General features: G+C 52.2%; 16 protein-coding genes. 9 read left to right on the top strand and 7 right to left on the bottom strand.

The genetic code is table 11. The features are described 5' to 3' along the window. Window positions 1-191 precede the first annotated feature (191 nt). The 3 genes from ahpC (at window position 192) to HMF8227_RS08585 (ending at window position 3,163) form a co-directional block, all read left to right on the top strand. The gene (gene ahpC / locus HMF8227_RS08595; protein WP_109339794.1) at window positions 192-761 is read left to right on the top strand and encodes an alkyl hydroperoxide reductase subunit C; all 570 of its coding nucleotides are present in this window, start codon (window positions 192-194) and stop codon (window positions 759-761) included. Between the two features lie 133 nt (window positions 762-894). After that, entirely contained in the window at window positions 895-2,481 is a 1,587-nt protein-coding gene (gene ahpF / locus HMF8227_RS08590; RefSeq protein WP_109339793.1) for an alkyl hydroperoxide reductase subunit F, read from the top strand. 118 nt (window positions 2,482-2,599) lie between these two features. Continuing rightward, window positions 2,600-3,163: a PhnA domain-containing protein gene (locus HMF8227_RS08585; RefSeq protein WP_109339792.1), complete on the top strand. Its 564-nt coding sequence runs from the start codon at window positions 2,600-2,602 to the stop codon at window positions 3,161-3,163. A 68-nt stretch (window positions 3,164-3,231) separates the two neighbouring features. On the opposite strand, the gene HMF8227_RS08580 is transcribed toward HMF8227_RS08585, so the two are convergent. The 4 genes from HMF8227_RS08580 to HMF8227_RS08565 all read right to left on the bottom strand — a co-directional run bounded on the left by HMF8227_RS08580 (window position 3,232) and on the right by HMF8227_RS08565 (window position 9,156). Beyond that, on the bottom strand, window positions 3,232-4,287 hold the full coding sequence (locus tag HMF8227_RS08580) for an HDOD domain-containing protein (protein ID WP_109339791.1): 1,056 nt from the start codon (window positions 4,285-4,287) through the stop codon (window positions 3,232-3,234). A gap of 75 nt (window positions 4,288-4,362) precedes the next feature. Then, window positions 4,363-5,940: a bifunctional UDP-sugar hydrolase/5'-nucleotidase UshA gene (gene ushA / locus HMF8227_RS08575; RefSeq protein ID WP_109339790.1), complete on the bottom strand. Its 1,578-nt coding sequence runs from the start codon at window positions 5,938-5,940 to the stop codon at window positions 4,363-4,365. Window positions 5,941-5,994: 54 nt separating this feature from the next. After that, the gene (locus tag HMF8227_RS08570) at window positions 5,995-7,575 is read right to left on the bottom strand and encodes a response regulator (RefSeq protein ID WP_109339789.1); all 1,581 of its coding nucleotides are present in this window, start codon (window positions 7,573-7,575) and stop codon (window positions 5,995-5,997) included. A 24-nt stretch (window positions 7,576-7,599) separates the two neighbouring features. Beyond that, entirely contained in the window at window positions 7,600-9,156 is a 1,557-nt protein-coding gene (locus HMF8227_RS08565; protein WP_109339788.1) for an amidohydrolase family protein, read from the bottom strand. Between the two features lie 155 nt (window positions 9,157-9,311). Between HMF8227_RS08565 and HMF8227_RS08560 the strand changes: the two genes are divergently transcribed. Both HMF8227_RS08560 and HMF8227_RS08555 read left to right on the top strand, forming a co-directional pair. After that, a complete protein-coding gene (locus HMF8227_RS08560) occupies window positions 9,312-9,842 on the top strand; it encodes an SRPBCC family protein (RefSeq protein ID WP_109339787.1) in 531 nt (176 codons plus the stop codon). A 118-nt stretch (window positions 9,843-9,960) separates the two neighbouring features. After that, window positions 9,961-10,635, top strand: coding sequence for a rhomboid family intramembrane serine protease (locus tag HMF8227_RS08555; RefSeq protein WP_239421236.1), 675 nt, complete (start codon window positions 9,961-9,963; stop codon window positions 10,633-10,635). 15 nt (window positions 10,636-10,650) lie between these two features. Here the strand turns inward: HMF8227_RS08555 and HMF8227_RS08550 are convergent, their stop codons facing one another. Further along, window positions 10,651-11,205, bottom strand: coding sequence for a cytochrome b (locus HMF8227_RS08550; RefSeq protein ID WP_239421234.1), 555 nt, complete (start codon window positions 11,203-11,205; stop codon window positions 10,651-10,653). 192 nt (window positions 11,206-11,397) lie between these two features. Between HMF8227_RS08550 and HMF8227_RS08545 the strand changes: the two genes are divergently transcribed. After that, window positions 11,398-11,634, top strand: coding sequence for a hypothetical protein (locus HMF8227_RS08545; protein ID WP_109339786.1), 237 nt, complete (start codon window positions 11,398-11,400; stop codon window positions 11,632-11,634). A gap of 93 nt (window positions 11,635-11,727) precedes the next feature. Here the strand turns inward: HMF8227_RS08545 and HMF8227_RS08540 are convergent, their stop codons facing one another. After that, window positions 11,728-13,566 (bottom strand): M2 family metallopeptidase, encoded by a 1,839-nt coding sequence (locus HMF8227_RS08540; protein ID WP_109339785.1) that lies wholly within the window; start codon window positions 13,564-13,566, stop codon window positions 11,728-11,730. A gap of 645 nt (window positions 13,567-14,211) precedes the next feature. On the opposite strand from HMF8227_RS08540, the gene psrA reads away from it, so the two are divergent. From psrA to HMF8227_RS08525, 3 genes are all read left to right on the top strand, one after another. Further along, the gene (gene psrA, locus HMF8227_RS08535; protein WP_109339784.1) at window positions 14,212-14,880 is read left to right on the top strand and encodes a TetR family transcriptional repressor PsrA; all 669 of its coding nucleotides are present in this window, start codon (window positions 14,212-14,214) and stop codon (window positions 14,878-14,880) included. A 12-nt stretch (window positions 14,881-14,892) separates the two neighbouring features. Next, window positions 14,893-17,220 (top strand): acyl-CoA dehydrogenase, encoded by a 2,328-nt coding sequence (locus tag HMF8227_RS08530; RefSeq protein ID WP_109339783.1) that lies wholly within the window; start codon window positions 14,893-14,895, stop codon window positions 17,218-17,220. A 181-nt stretch (window positions 17,221-17,401) separates the two neighbouring features. Next, a complete protein-coding gene (locus HMF8227_RS08525; RefSeq protein WP_162558550.1) occupies window positions 17,402-18,412 on the top strand; it encodes a 2-dehydropantoate 2-reductase in 1,011 nt (336 codons plus the stop codon). Between the two features lie 37 nt (window positions 18,413-18,449). On the opposite strand, the gene gloA is transcribed toward HMF8227_RS08525, so the two are convergent. Then, on the bottom strand, window positions 18,450-19,004 hold the full coding sequence (gene gloA / locus HMF8227_RS08520) for a lactoylglutathione lyase (protein ID WP_109339781.1): 555 nt from the start codon (window positions 19,002-19,004) through the stop codon (window positions 18,450-18,452). Window positions 19,005-19,013: the final 9 nt, after the last annotated feature.

Below are 19,013 nucleotides of genomic sequence, written 5' to 3'. Positions count from 1 at the left end.
AAGCATTCACATTTTTCGATGATTAACCGCATATTAGGGCGGAAAACCTTCGAAGACAAGTAGGCCCAATGGGGATGGCCAATTGCGAATTACGATTACCAGGATTCAGTTAATCAATTATAAAGATTACCGTGCAATCACTATGATGCTTCCTGTCTCCCAACGACAATGAACGACTAAGAGGAAGCAAAATGACACAGTCTATTATCAATACAAAGATTCAACCATTTAACGCCACCGTTTATCACAATGGCGATTTCCGTGATATTTCTGAGCAGGACTTACTGGGCAAGTGGTCCATTGTGATGTTCTATCCAGCCGACTTCACCTTTGTCTGTCCGACAGAACTGGGTGACCTGGCAGATCATTATGAGCAGCTTCAGAAAATGGGGGTAGAAGTTTACTCGGTATCCACCGATACCCACTTCACGCACAAAGCCTGGCACGATACGTCAGAGACGATTCAGAAGATTCAGTTCCCCATGATCGGCGATCCCACAGGCCGTATTTCCCGCAACTTCGGGGTGTATATCGAAGACGACGGTCTGGCCCTGCGCGGCACTTTCGTCATCAACCCTGAGGGCGAAATCAAGGTGGCTGAAATCCATGATCTGGGCATTGGCCGCAGTGCTTCTGAACTGGTACGTAAGGTTCAGGCCGCTCAGTATGTGGCAGAGCACGACGGGGAGGTCTGCCCAGCCAAATGGCAGCCTGGCGAAGAGACGCTGTCGCCGTCGCTGGATCTGGTCGGCAAGATCTAATCACACCCGTTCTGTTACTTCACGGGCGGCGGCTCAGTCGTCGCCCGATACTCAACCTGTGAAACCAATCAACATAAACCAATGATCGACCATTGCGATCACTGCTTTATGTTGACTGGTAGGAGTGAAAATCATGTTAGACGCCAAGATAAAGCAACAACTGGATAGCTATTTACAAAACCTACAGAGACCCATTGAGTTGCGCCTTGCCCTGGACAACAGTGAGAAATCAGCCGAGCTACAGGGGCTGGCTCGCGATATTGATGCCCTGTCAGACAAGGTGTCGATAACAGACATCAGTAACGGCAGTGAGCGTAAACCGCAGATGCAGGTCGTGAACCCAGAGCTTGGCTCCAACATCGCCTTTGCCGGACTGCCCATGGGTCATGAATTCACTTCGTTGGTGCTGTCACTGTTGCATTCGGGAGGGCACCCGATTAAACAGGATGAAGCGCTTCTGGCGCAGATTCGGGATTTATCCGGGCCCTTGCACTTTGAAACGTATGTGTCTTTGAGCTGCCAGACCTGCCCGGGTGTGGTTCAGGCTTTAAATGTTATGGCAGCGGTGAATCCTAACATCACTCATACGATGATCGATGGCAGCCTGTTTCAGGACGAGGTGAATGAGCGCAATGTAATGGCGGTGCCGTCAGTGTTTGTTAATGGTGAACCCTTCTCTCAGGGCGCCATCAGCTTAGAGAATATCCTTAAGAAGGTGGACTCAGGCGCGGCGCAGCGCGAGGCAGAGGTTCTGTCTGAAAAGGGCCCTTATGACATGCTGGTAGTGGGGGCAGGTCCGGCCGGTGCATCGGCCGCTATTTATAGCGCCCGTAAAGGCATACGCACGGGTATCGTTGCCGAGCGCATGGGGGGACAGGTGGCCGACACGGTGGGCATCGAAAACTTTATTTCGGTGAAAGCCACCGAAGGTCCGAAATTGGTAGCAGGGCTGGAAACCCATGTGCGTGACTATGATGTGGATGTAATGACCAGTCAGAGAGTGACATCTCTCAAGCGCAACAAACTGGTGGAAATCGAGCTGGATAACGGTGCGGTGTTGAAAAGTCGTAGTGTGATCCTGTCCACGGGGGCGCGCTGGCGTCAACTCGGCGTGCCCGGCGAAGAGCAGTACAGAGGCAGTGGTGTGGCTTACTGCCCTCACTGTGACGGCCCGTTATTCAAGGGAAAGAAAGTAGCGGTGATCGGCGGCGGTAACTCCGGTATTGAGGCAGCTATCGACCTGGCCAATATTGTTGAGCATGTCACCGTACTGGAGTTTGACGCCAGTCTGCGAGCCGATGAAGTCTTACAGAAGAAAGCCCGTTCTATGGACAATATCGACATCATCCTTAATGCCCAAACTACCGAAATTACCGGTGACGGCAAACGAGTGAACGGTTTGACCTACAAGGAGCGCACCAGCGACACGTTAAAGACCATAGAGCTGGCCGGCGTGTTTGTGCAGATTGGTCTGGTACCTAATACTGAGTTTTTACAAGGCTCAGAAGTGGAATTGACCGGTCGGGGTGAAATTATTATCCAGTCAAACGGGTCGACGACCATGCCTGGTGTGTTTGCTGCCGGTGATGCGACCACTGAGCCTTTCAAGCAGATCATCATCGCCATGGGCGGTGGAGCAACGGCAGCATTAGGGGCGTTTGATTACCTGATGCGTGAGTCGGTCAGTGACGATGAATCGGCGGACTCCAGAGCCGCATAAAATCTCGACACTTCCTTTATACGGATTGGTATTCTTGCCCCGCTATGCGGGGCTTTTTTATGCCTATTCAGAATGGCGTTTGGTATCATACCCTTTTTATTATTAAGGATACTGTCAGATGTCGTTTGAATCTGCGCTGGCTGAGCGGGCCGATCATCAATGTGAACTATGTGGTGCCAATGAGAATTTGGCGGCCCTGGGGGTGGAACCCTATGAACAAGCCGGGCTGGATAACCATATCTACGCCTGTGAGACGTGCCGGGAACAAACACAAGCCGGTGCCGAGCTGGACGTCAATCACTGGCGTTGCCTGAACGACAGTATGTGGAGTACGGTACCCGCCGTGCAGGTGATGGCCTGGAGAATGTTAAAGCGTCTGTCCGGTGAAGTCTGGGCGCAGGATCTTTTGGATATGCTGTATTTGGATCCGGAACTGGAAAAATGGGCACAGGCGGGCGATGACAGCGACCGTGAACCAACGCTGGATAGCAATGGCGTGTCCCTGCAAACCGGGGATAACGTGGTGATTATTAAAGACTTGGATGTGAAGGGGGCTGGGTTTACGGCCAAACGAGGCACGGCCGTCAGAGGCATCAGTCTGACCGATAACCCCGAGCATATCGAAGGTCGGGTCAATGGACAGCGGATTGTACTGCTGGCTAAGTATCTGAAAAAGTCTTAAGACTCTGAGCGACCAGCATTACGGTATGTCTCTTAAAGATATAAGTGAGTTCGGCGCCAGGCGCCGTCTCACGAATAGGGCTTAGGGACGGTTTGTTGTGATATCCACTCGCTGAGCTTTTCTGAGGAGATATGTCGAAGGCGGCAAATGTCTTCGGCGTCTTCTTCGGTCAGCAGATCCTGTTCCATTGCCATTAATATCTCGGCATACAGGTTAGCCTCCAGCAACAGCCTGGCTTCTTCCGCCACCTGTTCAGGCTCCACCTGAGCGGTAATCGCGTCACAGACAATGGGCGGCAGTTGCCAGTTATTGACAATCTTGGCTGAAAGACGCAGCGAGTGGCGGGTCAGAGCCGAGCGAAATAGCTGTGAGGACGGTGACGCATCCGGATGGGCCTGTCGCAGGTACTCCACCAGGATCTTAAATACCGCAATCTTACCCACATCATGTACCAGGCCGGTGAAGTAAGCCGTGTCTGGGTCGACCCCATGCATGGGGGCCAGCCATTCGGCGATTTGAGCCGTTTGGCTGGAGTGCTGCCAGATCTTCTGGCCAAAGCGTTTGACATAAATTCGGGGCACGTCGGTCAGCGATTTAATCAAGGCCGTGGCCACCAGTTTCTTGATGGTGTTGCCACCTAAGCTGGAAATCGCCTGCTGCAATGAGGTGATGTCGTTTCCAATGGGGTTGTGAGCCGGAGAGTTGGCCATTTTCACGACATTGGCTGCAAGCTGCGGGTCATTGGCCAGAATATCGGCCAGACCTGCGGCGGAATAGTCGGGACTGTTCAGTTCCCGCTCGATCTCTTCGAGCATGGCCGGACATTTAAGCACCTCATTGGCGATACGCTCTACATCGTCTAAAGCTTGTTCGACCTGTTGTAAGATGGCTTGCTCGTCTTCGGACACTTTGCCTTGACTGCCAGCAACGCCAAGCATTGCGTCATAAAACAATGACTCAACCTGAACACTGCCGCCGAATCTGGCACTGGGGGTATTTAAAGGAATGTCCGCTGACTCGCTGGCAACCTTCGTCCTGTTGTTGCCGTCACCTGCAGGAGCAATGGTGGAGGAGGATTGAGAATGTTGTTTTCCGTTAAACAGAGCTTTTAGGCGTTCCAGCATAGGGTCGACTTATGGTGTTTTGGGTCTGTAGATGTTGCGCCATGATAACCATTCGGTTTCAGGATAAGAAGTGCTTTATTCATTTAGTCTCAGATGATTTTTTAACGGGCTGTTTCGTCGAATATAGTTTGCCAGTATCTGAGCGTCCACCAAGCCGGTATCCACAAAACCTGGGTGTTGGTCGACACGAGGATAACCGTCACCGCCACTGGCATTAAAGCTGTTCAAAGCCAGCCGGTATTGCTGCTCGTCCAGGATGGGGCTGTCGCCTATCAGGAGGGTTTGAACACCACGCTGGCTTTTGAGCCACTTGAGTTCAGACCACTGGGGATAACCGCCGGCATTGGCGCCAATTGCATTAACAGAGCGAATATAGTCTCGCAGCTCCCTGCCACTCAGATCCACGTAGGTGAGGGTGTTTCCAAAAGGATGGACTTTTAGCACATCCTTGTAGGTCACCGGGCCTGCCGGCAATGAAGCACGGATCCCGCCACCACTGATCACTGCCAGATCGGCATTGACAGCGTGTTGTTGGGCTTGAGTAATTAGGCGGCCTAACGCTGCCGGGCGTTGCCGGACCAATTGTCGATCGCCACTAAAGTGCGTTTCACTAAAGCCAAGTACCTGATTTAATTGAGCCTGACCTTGACGCTGGAAGGGCTCCAGTAACTCAAGAATCTCGGGCGCTTCCGGGTATTGTCGGGCGGCTCCCGTTAGATTGACCGGCAGCAATTGGTAATTTTCCAGTGCCCACCTGTCACCCTGATAGCGAAAGTCGGCCCGACCTACATATTTACCCCATTCATAAGCCTGCATGATCCAGATACCGTTTTGTCTGTCGGGCTGACAGGGCATGTCTGGCTCATAGGGGAAACGATAACGGTTAGGCTGTTTCATGCACACCGGGTTCTGACTGTGACCACCGATGATGGCATTCAGCGAGCCTCGTGGCAGGCCTCGGGCCAGTGTCACATCGCCGGGAGCGTTACCGCCATGCTGGCCATCGGAAAAATGGCCCATGTGGGTCAGTGCCAACAGCATATCAGGGGCGTGTTGGGTGTTAATACGTTGAATTAAATCCGGCGTGACATCTAAAGGTGAGACAAATTGTAGCGCCTGAGTATAGTCGGGGTTACCGATTTTGGCGGTATCCGTTGTAGTAAGCCCAATGATCGCTATGCGCAGGCCGCGTTTTTCAACCAGAGTATAGGGAGTGAACAGTGGCTTCCCTGTGTCGGCCACTATAGTGTTGGCGGATAAAAACGGAAATTCGGCCCACTGTTGCTGTTGTTGTAATACGGCAATGGGATTATCGAACTCGTGGTTGCCCAGAGCCATGGCGTCGTAGCCTAATGCCTTCATTCCCAAAAAGTCGGGTTTGGCGTCTTGCATATCCGACTCCGGAACGCCGGTGTTGATATCGCCCCCTGATAATAACAAGGTCACACCGCCTTGAGACGCTACGTCCCGGCGGATGGACTCGATCAGGCTATAGCGGGCAGCCATGCCGTATTCACCCTCGTCGTTGCGCCAGAACCGGCCATGGTGGTCATTGGTATGCAGCACGGTGACCCGGGTGACGGAAGGGGTGTGCGACAGGCTGGTGCAGGCCTGCAAGACCAGACAGATGACCAAAGCAAAAAGGTGACGCATGCTGTTATGCTCGTTCAATGAAAATAACCAGTATAGTGATATTGGATGAAACTCTTATTGCAGCAGTTTAGCCAGTCGCTGTTGTTCGGCCTCGCTCAGGGGCAGTTGTTTCAGATGGTTAATCAGGGTGTCCTGTTGAACCTCCCAAAACTGGGCCAAATCCAGCTGTTGCATCAGTGTGAGCAGGTTCAACAAAAAACCAGGCACCCTGGGACAAAGCTGGTGGGCGCGGGCGAACAGGGCGAGCGCGCGGTAAGGGCGCTTATCCTGACGAAAAGTCAGCCCCCATCGGTTGTATTCCATAGCTTGTTGCTGATGATTCTTATGCAACATGGTAAAGAGCTGCCTGTGTAACAGTCCGGCGGCGATCCGCTCGGGTGAGGTTTGCATTCGGGCGATAAACTGCTCAGCTTCAAACAGCATTTGGCTGGCATTGTCAGACCTGTCCAGATGGATATAAATAAAAGCGAGCGTGGTACATTCAAACACACTGCTGATCTTGGGCAGGTGTTCGAGTTCATTAAAATCTAATTCCTGGCCGGATTCGCCCTTATTCCGATAGAGCGTAACGGCCAGTATGGCTAAATCCAGCAGACGTTCAAACCGTTGGAATACCCGACCAACCGAATGCCATTTTACTTCGTCTTTAAACTGGTGGAGCCGCTTCAGCGCTTCCTGAGGAGAGTCGGTACTGCGGCTCTCCAGTAAAGTCAGGCACAGGGACCAACATAACAAGGTATTCAGGTAATAATCGTCCTGTTCCATGGCGTTCAGCCTCTCATCCAGGTAGGTCATAGCCTCGGCATAGCTGCTGTTTAGATAGAGGAGGTAGGCTTTAAGAACGATTTGACTGGGAGATAACTCCGAGTCCCTGATCTGAGCCAGGACGTCCAGCATCTCGCCGTACTGAGCCTGGCGGCTAAGCAGGCGGAGTCGATAAAACAACTGCTTGTGCCTGAGCAGACCGTTGCCGGCCAGTTCATCGAGCAGCTCCAACAAGGTCGTTTGCTCACCCTGTTGATAGGCAATATTGAGCTGTAATTCGTAGCTCAGTTCCTGAGTCTCCAGTTCACTGGCATACTCCCAGGCAAGGTTTCCATGACCAGCACGCAATAAAACAGTGGCCTGGACACTCATGACCACGTCTCTTAAGGGTTGCTTGAGTTCCTCGCTTCTAATTGAGGTAAGTTTATCCACCAGCGTCTGACTGGGCGCGTGCAGCGCGGCTTTGATGATAGGGCCGGTTTTTTCCAGCAGTCGCCGTGTATTGTTAACAAGCTCAGTTAATTGCCCGTTCGAAATGGGTTTTTGGTAAATAGGGACGGGGCAAAGTCGCTGAGGCAGATCGGCTGACACTCTCTGGGGATAATTCGTAATAAAAGCAAACTGGGTCCACTCGGGAACCAAACGGTTGTGGCTGCAATAACGAGCTAATTCGGTGCCCTTAAAGGTGCCACCCAGATCATAACCCAGTAGCACCAAATCTGGCGCCTGCTCGAGATCGGACAGAAATTGCTCGCAGTCTTTATACCGCTTAACCGAGGATTGTCCGAGACCTTGCAGCATGTCCGCAAGCAGAGCCCGGCTCCCCTGATTATCCTCAATAATACTGATGTTTAGCAGGTTATCCTTCACTAAGATTTTATCTTCCTTTGCTGTTTATTTCTGTTCCTGGCGGGCCTTCTGAACCATTTGTCTGACATCCTCTAACAAGGCCCTGGCGTCGTAGATGATGCCATCTTTTACGGTATATTTGACTCCACCTACCCGGGTGGGTTCGTTATCGTCATTTAAACGGAAATGACCGGTACCATAGAGAACCTTGAAGTTAGCGACCGGGTTGTGCTCAGTGATCACCAGATCAGCCTTCTTGCCAATCGCGACAGAGCCAATGCTATCGTCCATCCCCAGTGCTTCGGCACCATTTAAGGTGGCGGCCTGAATCACTTCCAGCGGATGGAAGCCCGCTTCCTGCAACAACTCCAATTCACGAACGTAGCCAAAGCCGTAGATCTTGTAAATATAGCCCGAGTCGGAGCCGGTGGTGACCCGGCCGCCGTGGTTTTTAAAGTCATTGAGAAAGGTCATCCAGCGCCTAAAGTTTTGCTTCCAGGCGACTTCGTCAGCCGTGGTCCAGTCAAACCAGTAGCTCCCGTGGGCATAGCGACTGGGTTGGAAAAACTCCCACAGGGTGGGAAGGGTATAGTCTTTATGCCAGATGGCCTGACGCTCGCGCATCAGATCACGACTGGCTTCGTAAATGGTCAGGGTGGGGTCAATGGTAAAGTCCAGTGCGATCAGTTCATCGCGCACCGATTGCCACTTTTCCGAACCCGGTTTAGCCGCTTGTTTCCAGAGTCTACCGGCCTCGGCGAAACGGTGCTGCTCGTTGTTGTAATTATAATGGCTTGGATAGTCCTGGATGACCTTGTCTTCAAACAAAGCCTCTGGGAGCCCATACCAGTGCTCCATGCTTGTCAGGCCCAGGCGCGCCGAATCCAGAGCATTCATGCTCATCACGTTGAGCTGCGCATGGTGCATCATGGTGCCCAGGCCCTGTTGTCGCGCTTCATCCAGGGCCGCCTCCATCACCTTGGGAGACGCTCCGAAAAACTTAATACCTTTAGCCCCGCGCGCCTTGGCCTGTTGAACCCAATTTCTGGCTTGATCTGCGGTATAGATGGGCGTGTCCCGACCCATACCAAAGCCCAGGTAGGGAACAATGCGCGGGGCGACAATGCGATTATCCTTGCTGCGATGGACATGGTCTAACACCCAGTCCAGACCGCTAAAACTGCCGGGTTCACGTACGGTAGTAATGCCATGGGCCAGCCATAGCTTAAAGACATACTCGGCGGGAATGTCATCGGCGGAGCCGCCAATATGACCATGCATATCCACGAAGCCGGGCAACACATAGTGTCCCTCTAAATTCAGTTCTTTATCACCGTCATTCGCTTTGGGGCGCTTGGCGTCTTTGATCGGGACACCAGGGTGGCCGACGCTGACAATATTGGTAATACGGTCATCTTCGATCACGATATCCAGTGGGCCGCGAGGCGGCGCGCCTTCGCCATTGATCAGGATAACCCCTCTCAGGATAAGGCGCTCGTGGGGTCCCTGCCCCTCATCGGAGCGGGCTGGGGCCTTAGCGCCAGGGGCGGCGTGAAGCGTCATCGTGATGCATAGAGCGAAAACGAACAATACTGTGCGCATAATCAATTCCCGTGAGTCGGAGTATCGGCTGTAAGTTACTGTATTCGACAGGCTTTGCAAACCAAAGCCGGTTAGGGATGCCGATTTTTCGTTTTTTGGTTTGTTAATGGTATGTTATAAATCCGACAGGCGGTTTGGCAAAAAGGATTGAGAAAATGGCTGCATTGAAAAAACTGTTGATTGGCGTGGCAATCATTCTGGTGGTGTTTTTTGGAGCGGGCTTTTTGCTGCCCGGTGACTTTAAGGTTGAGCGTCAGGTTATCATCGAAGCGCCTGCCGATGAGATTTATCCAATGGTCGTGGACTTGCGTCAATGGCAGCGATGGGGAGTTTGGTTTAAGCGGGATCCTGATATGAAGATCAGTTACTCCGGGTCCGAGCAGGGGGTCGGCATGATCAGCCGCTGGAAGAGCGAAACCGAGGGCAATGGTGAGATGGAAGTGATCGCAGCCGAGCCCAATAAGCGTTTGGTGTATAAGCTGCGCTTTCCGGAGCTGGATATGGGCAGCACCGGGGAGGTGGTATTACGACCTACGGATCAGGGAACCCGCGTGACCTGGATGGATTACGGTAATGTCGGTGTTAATCCTGTAAACCGTTATTTTGCACTGATGATGGACTCACTCGTAGGGCCGGATTTTGAAAGCGGCCTGCAAAATCTGAAAAAACTGGCCGAAAATACCTAACCCTAAACCGGCATGTCTTCAGGGAAAGGCCGGGTTTCGGATTTCCCTTGAAGACACGCACTTGTGTTTTATTCCTTTTATCCCAATGTCTCGGTGAGTATGGTTATCCGGAGTCATTGTGAATCGAGCCTATGCCCAACCCCGCCGTTTTCGTCCGGCCATCTTGGCGACGACGGCCTTTGTGATCCTGCTGTGGTGGATTAAGTTATTTGAGATCTTCTGGCCCATGGATCTGGGTTTTATGGGCGTTCATGTCGGAGATCTTACCGGCCTCTGGGGCATCTTGCTGGCACCCTTGTTACACGGCTCGTTAGAGCACTTGTATAGCAATACTTTGCCGCTGCTGGTGCTAGGGAGCTTGTTGTTGTATGGATATCCTCGCTCCTGGCCGTGGGCGCTGGGGATGATCTGGCTATTGTCGGGCGCAGGGGTCTGGCTGTTCGCCCGGGAAGCGACTCATTTGGGGGCCAGCGGTCTGACCCATGGTATTTTTTTCTATCTATTGGTGATCAGCATCATTCGTCGCGACAAGCGCTCCATTGGTTTAATGATGGTGGGGTTTTTCCTGTATGGCTCCATGCTGATGACCATTTTCCCACGGGCCCCTGAGGTCTCTTTCGAGTATCACTTTTTTGGCGCGGTCGCGGGGGTATTGGCGGCGGTGTTACTGTTTCGCCGCGATCCTAAGCCCGCGCGTAAACGTTATGACTGGGAGCAATCAGACGAACAGGAGGACCCTGTCATCGGAGAGTTATGGCAGGACGGGGGCGATGACGATAGTCAACGCCACTAGCCCCCCGTGTTCCTGTTAAGATCGTTGTCGGGCCTTAACCCAGGGCAGCATTCGACTCAGTGTATTGTCCCTTAACACATAATGATGAAACAGGGCGGCGATGGCGTGCAGACCAATCACGTAGTAAAAGGCTTCGCCCACGGTTTCGTGAACTTCCTTAATGTCCTTGGCCAGGGCCTCATTTTCACCCATGAGAATGGGTAACTCCAGACCATAAAAGGGCACAGCACTGCCAAAGCCGTTGAGCATCAGCCATCCAGCCATGGGCATTGCTAACATAAACAGGTATAGAGCGACATGAATCACTCTGGCTGCGGCATACTGCAATTTAGGTGGTGCAGGCTCAATCGGCGGTGTCGGTAGCACGAGTATGGCGATAATGCGAAATATCACCAAAAACAGCACGCTCACTCCCAGCATAAAGTGCAGACTCATCAGTAACTGTCTGGGCTCGCTGTCTTTGGGGAAGGCTTCATGGGCTAGAACACAGGTGTATACTGCAATCAGCAGCGCTACCATCACCCAGTGAAACAGAATATTCAATCGTGAATAATGTTGATGTGTGGACACTTTGCTTCTCCCTTGAATCAGTGGCCGCTACAGTTTACTCCAATCCCTGTTGCAAAAAAGTGTCAGCAGCGTCGGGTTTGATCTGAAACACCATTCCATTACTCGACTTGTGTTCTCGATCTCGATGGGCAGTGAAGTTCACCATCGGCTTAGGGCGTCTATACTTATAGTTGAACCATTGAGGAGGTTTTTATGTGTAGCACGCCCAAATCCAATATGGCAGCCAGAAAACCCAAGACCCAAGTTAAAGGTTTTATGCAGGAGATGGATGCGGAGCAGCGCGCCGGTTTTGCCGAGAAAGCTAATCAGGCGGAGGAGCGCCGCCAACAGCGACTGGCCCGTCAGCGCCGACAACGAGAACGGGAACGGTTGAAAGAGCAGGAAAATCACGATGGCTTTTGGGGCACCATCTGGCAGTGGTTACATTAAACGTCGACAAATTCAAACTAAAAAACCCTGAGCCTGGCTCAGGGTTTTTTAGCGTGGTCTAAAACGCGTCCTTGCTCTGACCAGGGAAGGGGTTTACCAGCCGCACTGGCGGCCCTGGTTTTGCTCATCCAGCCAATCTTTTAACGGAGCAAAGTACTCGGCAATTGTGGAGGCGTCCATCTGGCGGCTGCCAGTCATGGTTTCCAGCGCATCCTGCCAGGGTTTGCTCATGCCCATTTCCAGCATGTCGTTGAGTGCTTTTCCGGCCTTTTCACTGCCATAGATAGAGCAGCGGTGAATCGGACCCTGATCACCGGCGATTTCACACAGTGCCTTGTGGAACTGGAACTGCAGAATGTGCGCCAGGAAGTAGCGTGTGTAAGGAGTATTGCCGGGCACATGGTACTTGGCACCAGGGTCAAAGGCATCGGCATCACGCTCCACCGGAGCTTGAACGCCCTGGTACTTCTCGCGCAGCTCCCACCAGGCCTGGTTGTATTGCTCTGGGCTTACTTCACCGGAGAACACTTTCCAGCGCCACTGATCGACCATCAGACCAAAGGGTAAGAAGGCGATTTTATCCAACGCTACCTGCAATAACATGCCGATGTCGTTGGAAGCGTCGGGAATGTCATCGATAAGACCAATCTGTTTCAGGTACTTCGGCGTGATCGACAATGCGATAGTATCGCCGATGGCTTCGTGAAAGCCGTCGTTAGCAGAGCCACGATACAGCAGCGGCTGCTGATTGTAGGCACGCTGGTAGTAGTTGTGGCCCAGTTCGTGGTGAATCACATTAAACTCTTCACCGGTTTTTTTAATGCACATCTTGATGCGCAGATCGTCTTTGTCATCCAGGTTCCAGGCCGAGGCGTGGCAGATAACATCCCGGTCGCGGGGTTTACTAAACTGCGAGCGCTCCCAGAAGGTCTCCGGTAACGGCTCAAAACCCAGAGATGAGAAGAAGCTCTCGGCTTGTTTGACCATCTTGATTTCGTCATAGCCTTGTTCTTCTAATGCCTGCGTCACATCAGCTACCTGCATTTCCTGCTCAGGCTTTACCAGTTCATAGATATTGCCCCAGGTCTGGGCCCACATATTACCTAACAGGTGCGCTGGGATGGGCTCATCCTGAGGCACTACATCGGTACCATAATGTTCACCGAGCTCGGCGCGCACATGGCAATGCAGTGCTTCGTAGAGAGGTTTAACCTGATTCCAGTTGCGATCCAACTCGGCGGCAAAGTCATCGGCGGGCATATCATACTTGCCTCGCCACAAGTCGCTGGTATCGGCAAAGCCCAGATCCATGGCTCCTTCATTAGCCAAAGTGACCATTTCTTCGTACAGAGGCTTCATCGGTGGTGCTACTTCCCGCCAGCCTTGCCAGATGTCCAGCAACTTTTCATGATCGCGCACGCTGGCCATTTGGCTGGTCATTTCTCCCAGGCTCCAGCACACATCTTCAGACGGGCAATACTTTCCTTTACCGTACATGCCATCCAGTTCCGAACTGATTTTTGACAGGCGTTCGGATTTAGCTGGATCGGCGGGTGGGGCCAGGACAAAGGAATTTTTCAGCAGGTTCAGTTGACGACGAGTACCGGCGTCCACTTCAACGTCGTTAAATTTGGCTGCTGCTTTGGCCAACTCGGAAGTACGCACCGACAGCTTTTCGCTTAAATAGGCAGAAACGGCAGCCGTGTCTCGATTAATATAGGTGGCATAGGCCCAGGCAGCCTGAGCGGCCGGGAGCTGTAGCTTTTCCAGCTCGGTTTGAGCGTCTTTAAGAAACTGTTTGGCGTCGGCTGACGTTAATGCTTTGGTTTTTGCCTGAGTATCCTGAGTGGCGGCGGACTCCTGCTGACAACCGCTGATGCCCAATACCGCTCCCACCATCAGGGCGGGCAAGGTGAGTTTTTGTTTTAACATAGGTTTCCCTTATCGCGTTTATTGTTATGTGAATACCAATCCGTATAAAGGTTTAACCTCTCAGAGCGGGTCAGAAGGTCTTAGATCAAGGCGGTGCTTTGCAGGCATAGTGGTGCTATGTCAAAAAGCGCCAACACAGAGATAAGGTCTTCTGGCCGCTCCCTGTGGGCAAGGCTAAAAGGCCCTCTGACTGTGTTAGGCCCCCTCGATTTAGCCCCACTAAACCTTCGGTGACCTGCCTTGTCAGAGCACCTTTTAGCTCTTGCTGAGTGATTAAACCTTTATACGGATTGGTATAACCTTTCGGCCTGGTCGCTAGATGCTTTCCCGGTTGAGTATATCAGGGCGAGCAGGAATTGGCAGTTGTGGCGGCTCAAGGCGATGAACAAAAAAAAGCCCGTTTCCAAACGAGGTTGAAACCGGGCCCAGGGAGAGGGAAATATCATGCTACTAAGTAAATGGACTGCGATTTTGAACATTGGTTTCCATTACAACAGATAATTTTGCCTCTCTCAGGCTGAAGTCCTTGTACTGTCGCGCTTGCAGGCTGCTCTGACCAGTTTTTAACTGAACGCACTTTTTCGCTTGCATTTTTTCCGTCTTAAACATAAATTTAAAACTGTTGTTTGAATCGGTTGTTTGATAATGAGTTCGGATACCAAATCTCAAATTCTAAACGCGGCGGAAGTGTTGTTTTCAGAGCATGGCTTTGGTGATACCTCGTTGCGAGCAATTACCAGTCACGCAGGAGTGAACCTGGCCTCGGTGAACTATCATTTTGGCTCTAAAAAGCAGCTTATCCAGGCAGTGCTGCAACGCTACCTGGCTAAGGCCATGCCGGCTATTCAGCAGCAGCTGGATGATCTGTTGCATCGTCAGTCGAAGCCAAGTGTTGAGTCGGTTTTTGCCAGCTTGGTGCAGCCGCTGCTATCGCTGAATCAGGTACGTCCGGGGGGAACGGCCATCTTTGTGCGTTTGTTGGGGCGTGGCTATTCCGAGTCTCAGGGGCATCTGCGTAAGTTTATCACGCACCATTACGGCGATTCTTTAAAAACCCTGGTACATGCGGTGCATCTGGCGGTACCTGAATTGTCGCCGGCGCAAATTTTCTGGCGGTTGCATTTTGCTTTTGGCACCTTCGTTTTCACCATGGCGTCCAGCAAGGCGCTCGGTGATATTGCCGAGGCAGACTACCATCAGCGGGTACGAGTGGAAGATATTATCCAACTGCTGGTGCCTTACATTTCTTCTGGTGTTGGCGCGCCCCAAATGGCGGCCGCCAACACCGAATCATCTGTACTTGATATTGCTTAAGGGGCAATGACTATGACCACGTTAATTATTCTGTTAATCGCATTGGGCATCGTGTTGGGGGTGGCGGATATCCGTCGTAACCTAATCTCTAAGCCTGTGTTTCAGATCTTCAAAAAGATACTGCCACCGATGTCCTCCACCGAAAGGGAGGCAATGGAGGCCGGTTCTGTTTGGTGGGAAGGCGACCTGTTCAAGGGGAACCCGGACTGGCAAAAGCTGCATAATTACCCCAAGGCGGAACTCAGCCAGGAAGAGCAGGACTTTATGGATAACCAGGTGGAAACCCTGTTGTCGATGCTGGACGACTATAAGATCGTTCACGAGCACAAGGATCTGCCCAAAGAGGTGTGGGAGTACCTGCGCAAAGAGGGCTTCTTTGCCATGATTATTCCCAAGGCATACGGTGGTCGCGAATTTTCTGCCATTGCTAACTCTACCATCGTATCGCGCATTTCTACCCGCTCACTGAGTGCTGCGGTAACGGTAATGGTGCCAAACTCTCTGGGCCCGGGTGAATTGTTGAATCACTATGGAACTCAGGAACAAAAAGACTACTGGTTACCGCGTTTGGCGGACGGTACCGACATTCCCTGTTTTGCCCTAACGGGACCAGACGCGGGCTCTGATGCCGGAGCGATACCCGATACGGGCGTGGTTTGTAAAGGTATGCATGAGGGGGAAGAAGTACTGGGGCTGCGCCTCAACTTCGAAAAGCGCTACATCACCCTGGCCCCCGTTGCCACTGTGTTGGGACTGGCATTTAAGATGTATGACCCCGATGGTCTGCTCGGTGACAAACAGGATCTGGGTATTACCTGTGCGTTAATTCCGACCGACCATGAGGGCGTTGAGACCGGTGAGCGTCACTACCCGGTGAATATGGCCTTTATGAACGGCACCACTCGCGGTAAAGATGTGTTTATTCCGCTGGATTGGATCATCGGTGGCCCGGACTATGCGGGGCGCGGCTGGCGTATGCTGGTGGAATGTCTGTCGGCGGGGCGGGGTATCTCGTTGCCGGCGCTGGCTACCGCTAATGCTCACCTTTGCAGCCGTACTACTGGGGCCTACGCAGCGGTGCGTAAACAATTTGGCTTATCCATTGGTAAGTTCGAGGGTATCGAAGAAGCCATGGGACGTATCGGTGGTTCTACCTATACGCTGGAAGCGATGCGCAAAATGACGGCAGGAGCGATTGACTCGGGTGAAAGCCCGTCGGTGGTGACTGCTATCGCCAAGTATCACATGACCGAGATGTCTCGTGAGATCATCAACGACGCCATGGATATTCACGCCGGTAAAGGTGTGCAAATGGGACCGAAGAATTACCTGGGGCATCAGTATTTTGGTACACCCGTGGCTATCACCGTGGAAGGGGCCAACATTCTGACTCGTAACCTGATGATCTTCGGTCAGGGGGCAACCCGTTGTCACCCTTACGTATTCAGCGAGATGGAAGCGGCGGCGAACCCGGACTTTGAGCAGGGCTTGAAGGATTTTGATGGATTACTCATCAAGCATGTAAGCTATGCGGCGGGGAACTTCTTTAACGCCTTGTTCCACGGCCTTACCGGTGGCCACTTCAAAGCCTCGGCGATGTCGGGTGAAACGGCGGATTACTACAAACAGTTATCTCGCATGTCCAAAGGCTTGGCGTTATGCTCTGACTTCTCCATGCTGATGCTGGGGGGCGACCTTAAGCGTAAGGAAATGATTTCGGCACGCCTTGGAGACGTACTCAGTCAGTTGTATATCGCCTCTGCAGTGCTGCGCCGTTACGAAGAAGACGGTCGTCAGGCAGCGGACTTACCTTTCGTTCATTACTCGGTGCAACGCTGCCTGTATAAGATTGGTGTGGCCTTCGATGGTTTCTTCCAGAACTTCCCCAATCGTTTTGTGGCGGTGGTAATGAAACGTACCGTATTCCCTTGGGGTATTGGTTATGAGATGCCGGCCGATGCCATCACTCAGAAGGTCAGCCGTCAGTTGATGGAGCCGGGTGTGATGCGCGATCGCTTAACTCACCTTTGTCATATCGGTGAAGAAGCAGACGATCCTGTAGCCATTGTCGAGAATGCGTTTATCGCCATGCACGAAAACGCACCGATTGAGAAGAAGATCCTCAAGGCTCAGAAGGACAAGCAGATTGCCCGCAAGCTGCCTTTCGAGGACATGGTTAATGCGGCGCTTGAGAAGTCTGTCATCACTGAGTCTGAAGCCGAGCAGCTGCGCCGGGCGGAGCAACTGCGTCAGGTGGCGGTGGCAGTGGATAACTACGCACCGGGTGAGATTGAAAAGCTGGGGCTGCAAGCTACCAAGAAGCGCAGTAAGGCTGCTTAAGACTCACGTTTGATGCCAGTAAGAACGCCGGTAGCTCCGGCGTTTTTTTATTGTTCATCAAAACCCCATGCGGCTAATATCTTGTTCTGATGAGAGGAATGAGAATGGCATTGGGAAGACAGATAAGAAGCAGAGCCACACTACGGTGTATACTCAGATGGTCAACAATGGAGCCTTTTGCATGACGCAACGCCATTTAGTCGCAGGCGCTGGATTGATTGGTGGGTATATTGGTGGCGCGCTACAAGCTGCGGGAGCTCATGTCCGGTTTTTGGGGCGTCCTGAGAAAGTCGGTTTATGGCATGATGGCCTGACATTGAGCGATTATCAGGGCCATAAAGCCAGGTTAGAGCCTCAGTGTGTCACTTTGGATGAGATGGAGCCGGTGGATATCATCTGGGTGACGGTAAAGTGTCACGCCGTCGACAGCATGGCCCGGCAATTGGCCTCGGCGTTAAAGTCCACCACCTGTATCTATTGTTGTCAAAATGGTTTGGGAGCGGAACAATCGGTCCGTTCTTTGTATCCCGATATTAAAGTGCTCAGAGCTATGGTGCCTTTTAACGTGGTCGGTCAGAGCCAGGCTCACCTGCATCGGGGGTCGCAAGGCGAACTGACTCTGGAAATGGATGGCAGTGGTATCAGTCAGTCTGTGTTTAAGCGTTTCCAGTCTCCTTTGTTGCCCATTAGCCTGACAGAAGACATAGACGTTACGTTGGCTGCAAAGCTGCAGCTCAATTTAAGTAATGCGGTCAATGCGTTGGTGGACCTTCCGGTAAAAGCCATGTTGCAGCAAAGGGGCTATCGTTGTGTGATTGCCGATCTGATGGAGGAATGGCTGCGGGTAGTAAAAGCCAGCGGCAGGCCATTACCCAAACTTACGACACTACCTGCAACCTGGTTGCCTGCCTTGCTGCGAACACCGGACTGGCTGTTTAGCCGTTTAGCACAGTCAATGTTAGCCATGGATGACTCGGTGCGCACGTCTATGTGGTGGGACATTCATAACGGCAAGCAAACCGAGGTGGATTATTTAAACGGCGCAGTCGTGGAGCAGGGACGACGCTTGGGCATAGCCACACCCTTAAATCAGGCCATCGTGAAGCTGATTCATCAGTTGGAAAAAGGGGAAATCCGCGCTGGCTGGCAGGCCAGCCAGCTGTCGAAGGTGTTGAGAATGCCTGAGGGCTGATACCGAATCACCCCACAGGTCCACCATTCACTGAGCTTTAACCGGTATGCTGTTCAAGCATCCCGGCCATTTCGCCGGCGGTAAAAATCTCAATCCAGTAACCATCGGGATCCTTAATAAAGGCGATGCCTTTCATCTTGCCATCGGCGGGTTTTTTCTGGAATTCAACGCCAAGTTTTTCGAATCGTTCGCAGGCATCGTCGATATCCGGGACGTGAAAACCAATGTGACCAAAGCCCTTAGGTTCTGAATTACCGCTGTGATAGCTGACTGAGTCATCATCTTCATCTCCCCAGTTATGGGTGAGCTCCAACATGGCTGGCCGACCAAAGGTTTGCTCAATGCGCTCGGCCTTGTCGCGTGAAATTCCTTCGGCTTCACTCGGGTCCAGCATCGCCAGAAAGTACAACGAAAATTGCATGTCGGGAAAGTCCAGACGCTTCACCAGTGTCATGCCCATCACCCGGGTATAAAAATCCAGTGTACGCTTGGGATCTTTGATACGTAACATGGTTTGATTAAACACGAATCCGTGAGTGGACGGATCGCGCTCTTCATTTAGGCCTTCGGCCTGGTCAAAGTGTCGACTCATTGGAACTCC

This window comes from Saliniradius amylolyticus (assembly GCF_003143555.1).
GTDB lineage: Bacteria > Pseudomonadota > Gammaproteobacteria > Enterobacterales > Alteromonadaceae > Saliniradius > Saliniradius amylolyticus.
The sequence above is the reverse complement of the archived record's forward strand: the minus strand, read 5'-3'. Positions and strand labels throughout refer to the sequence as shown.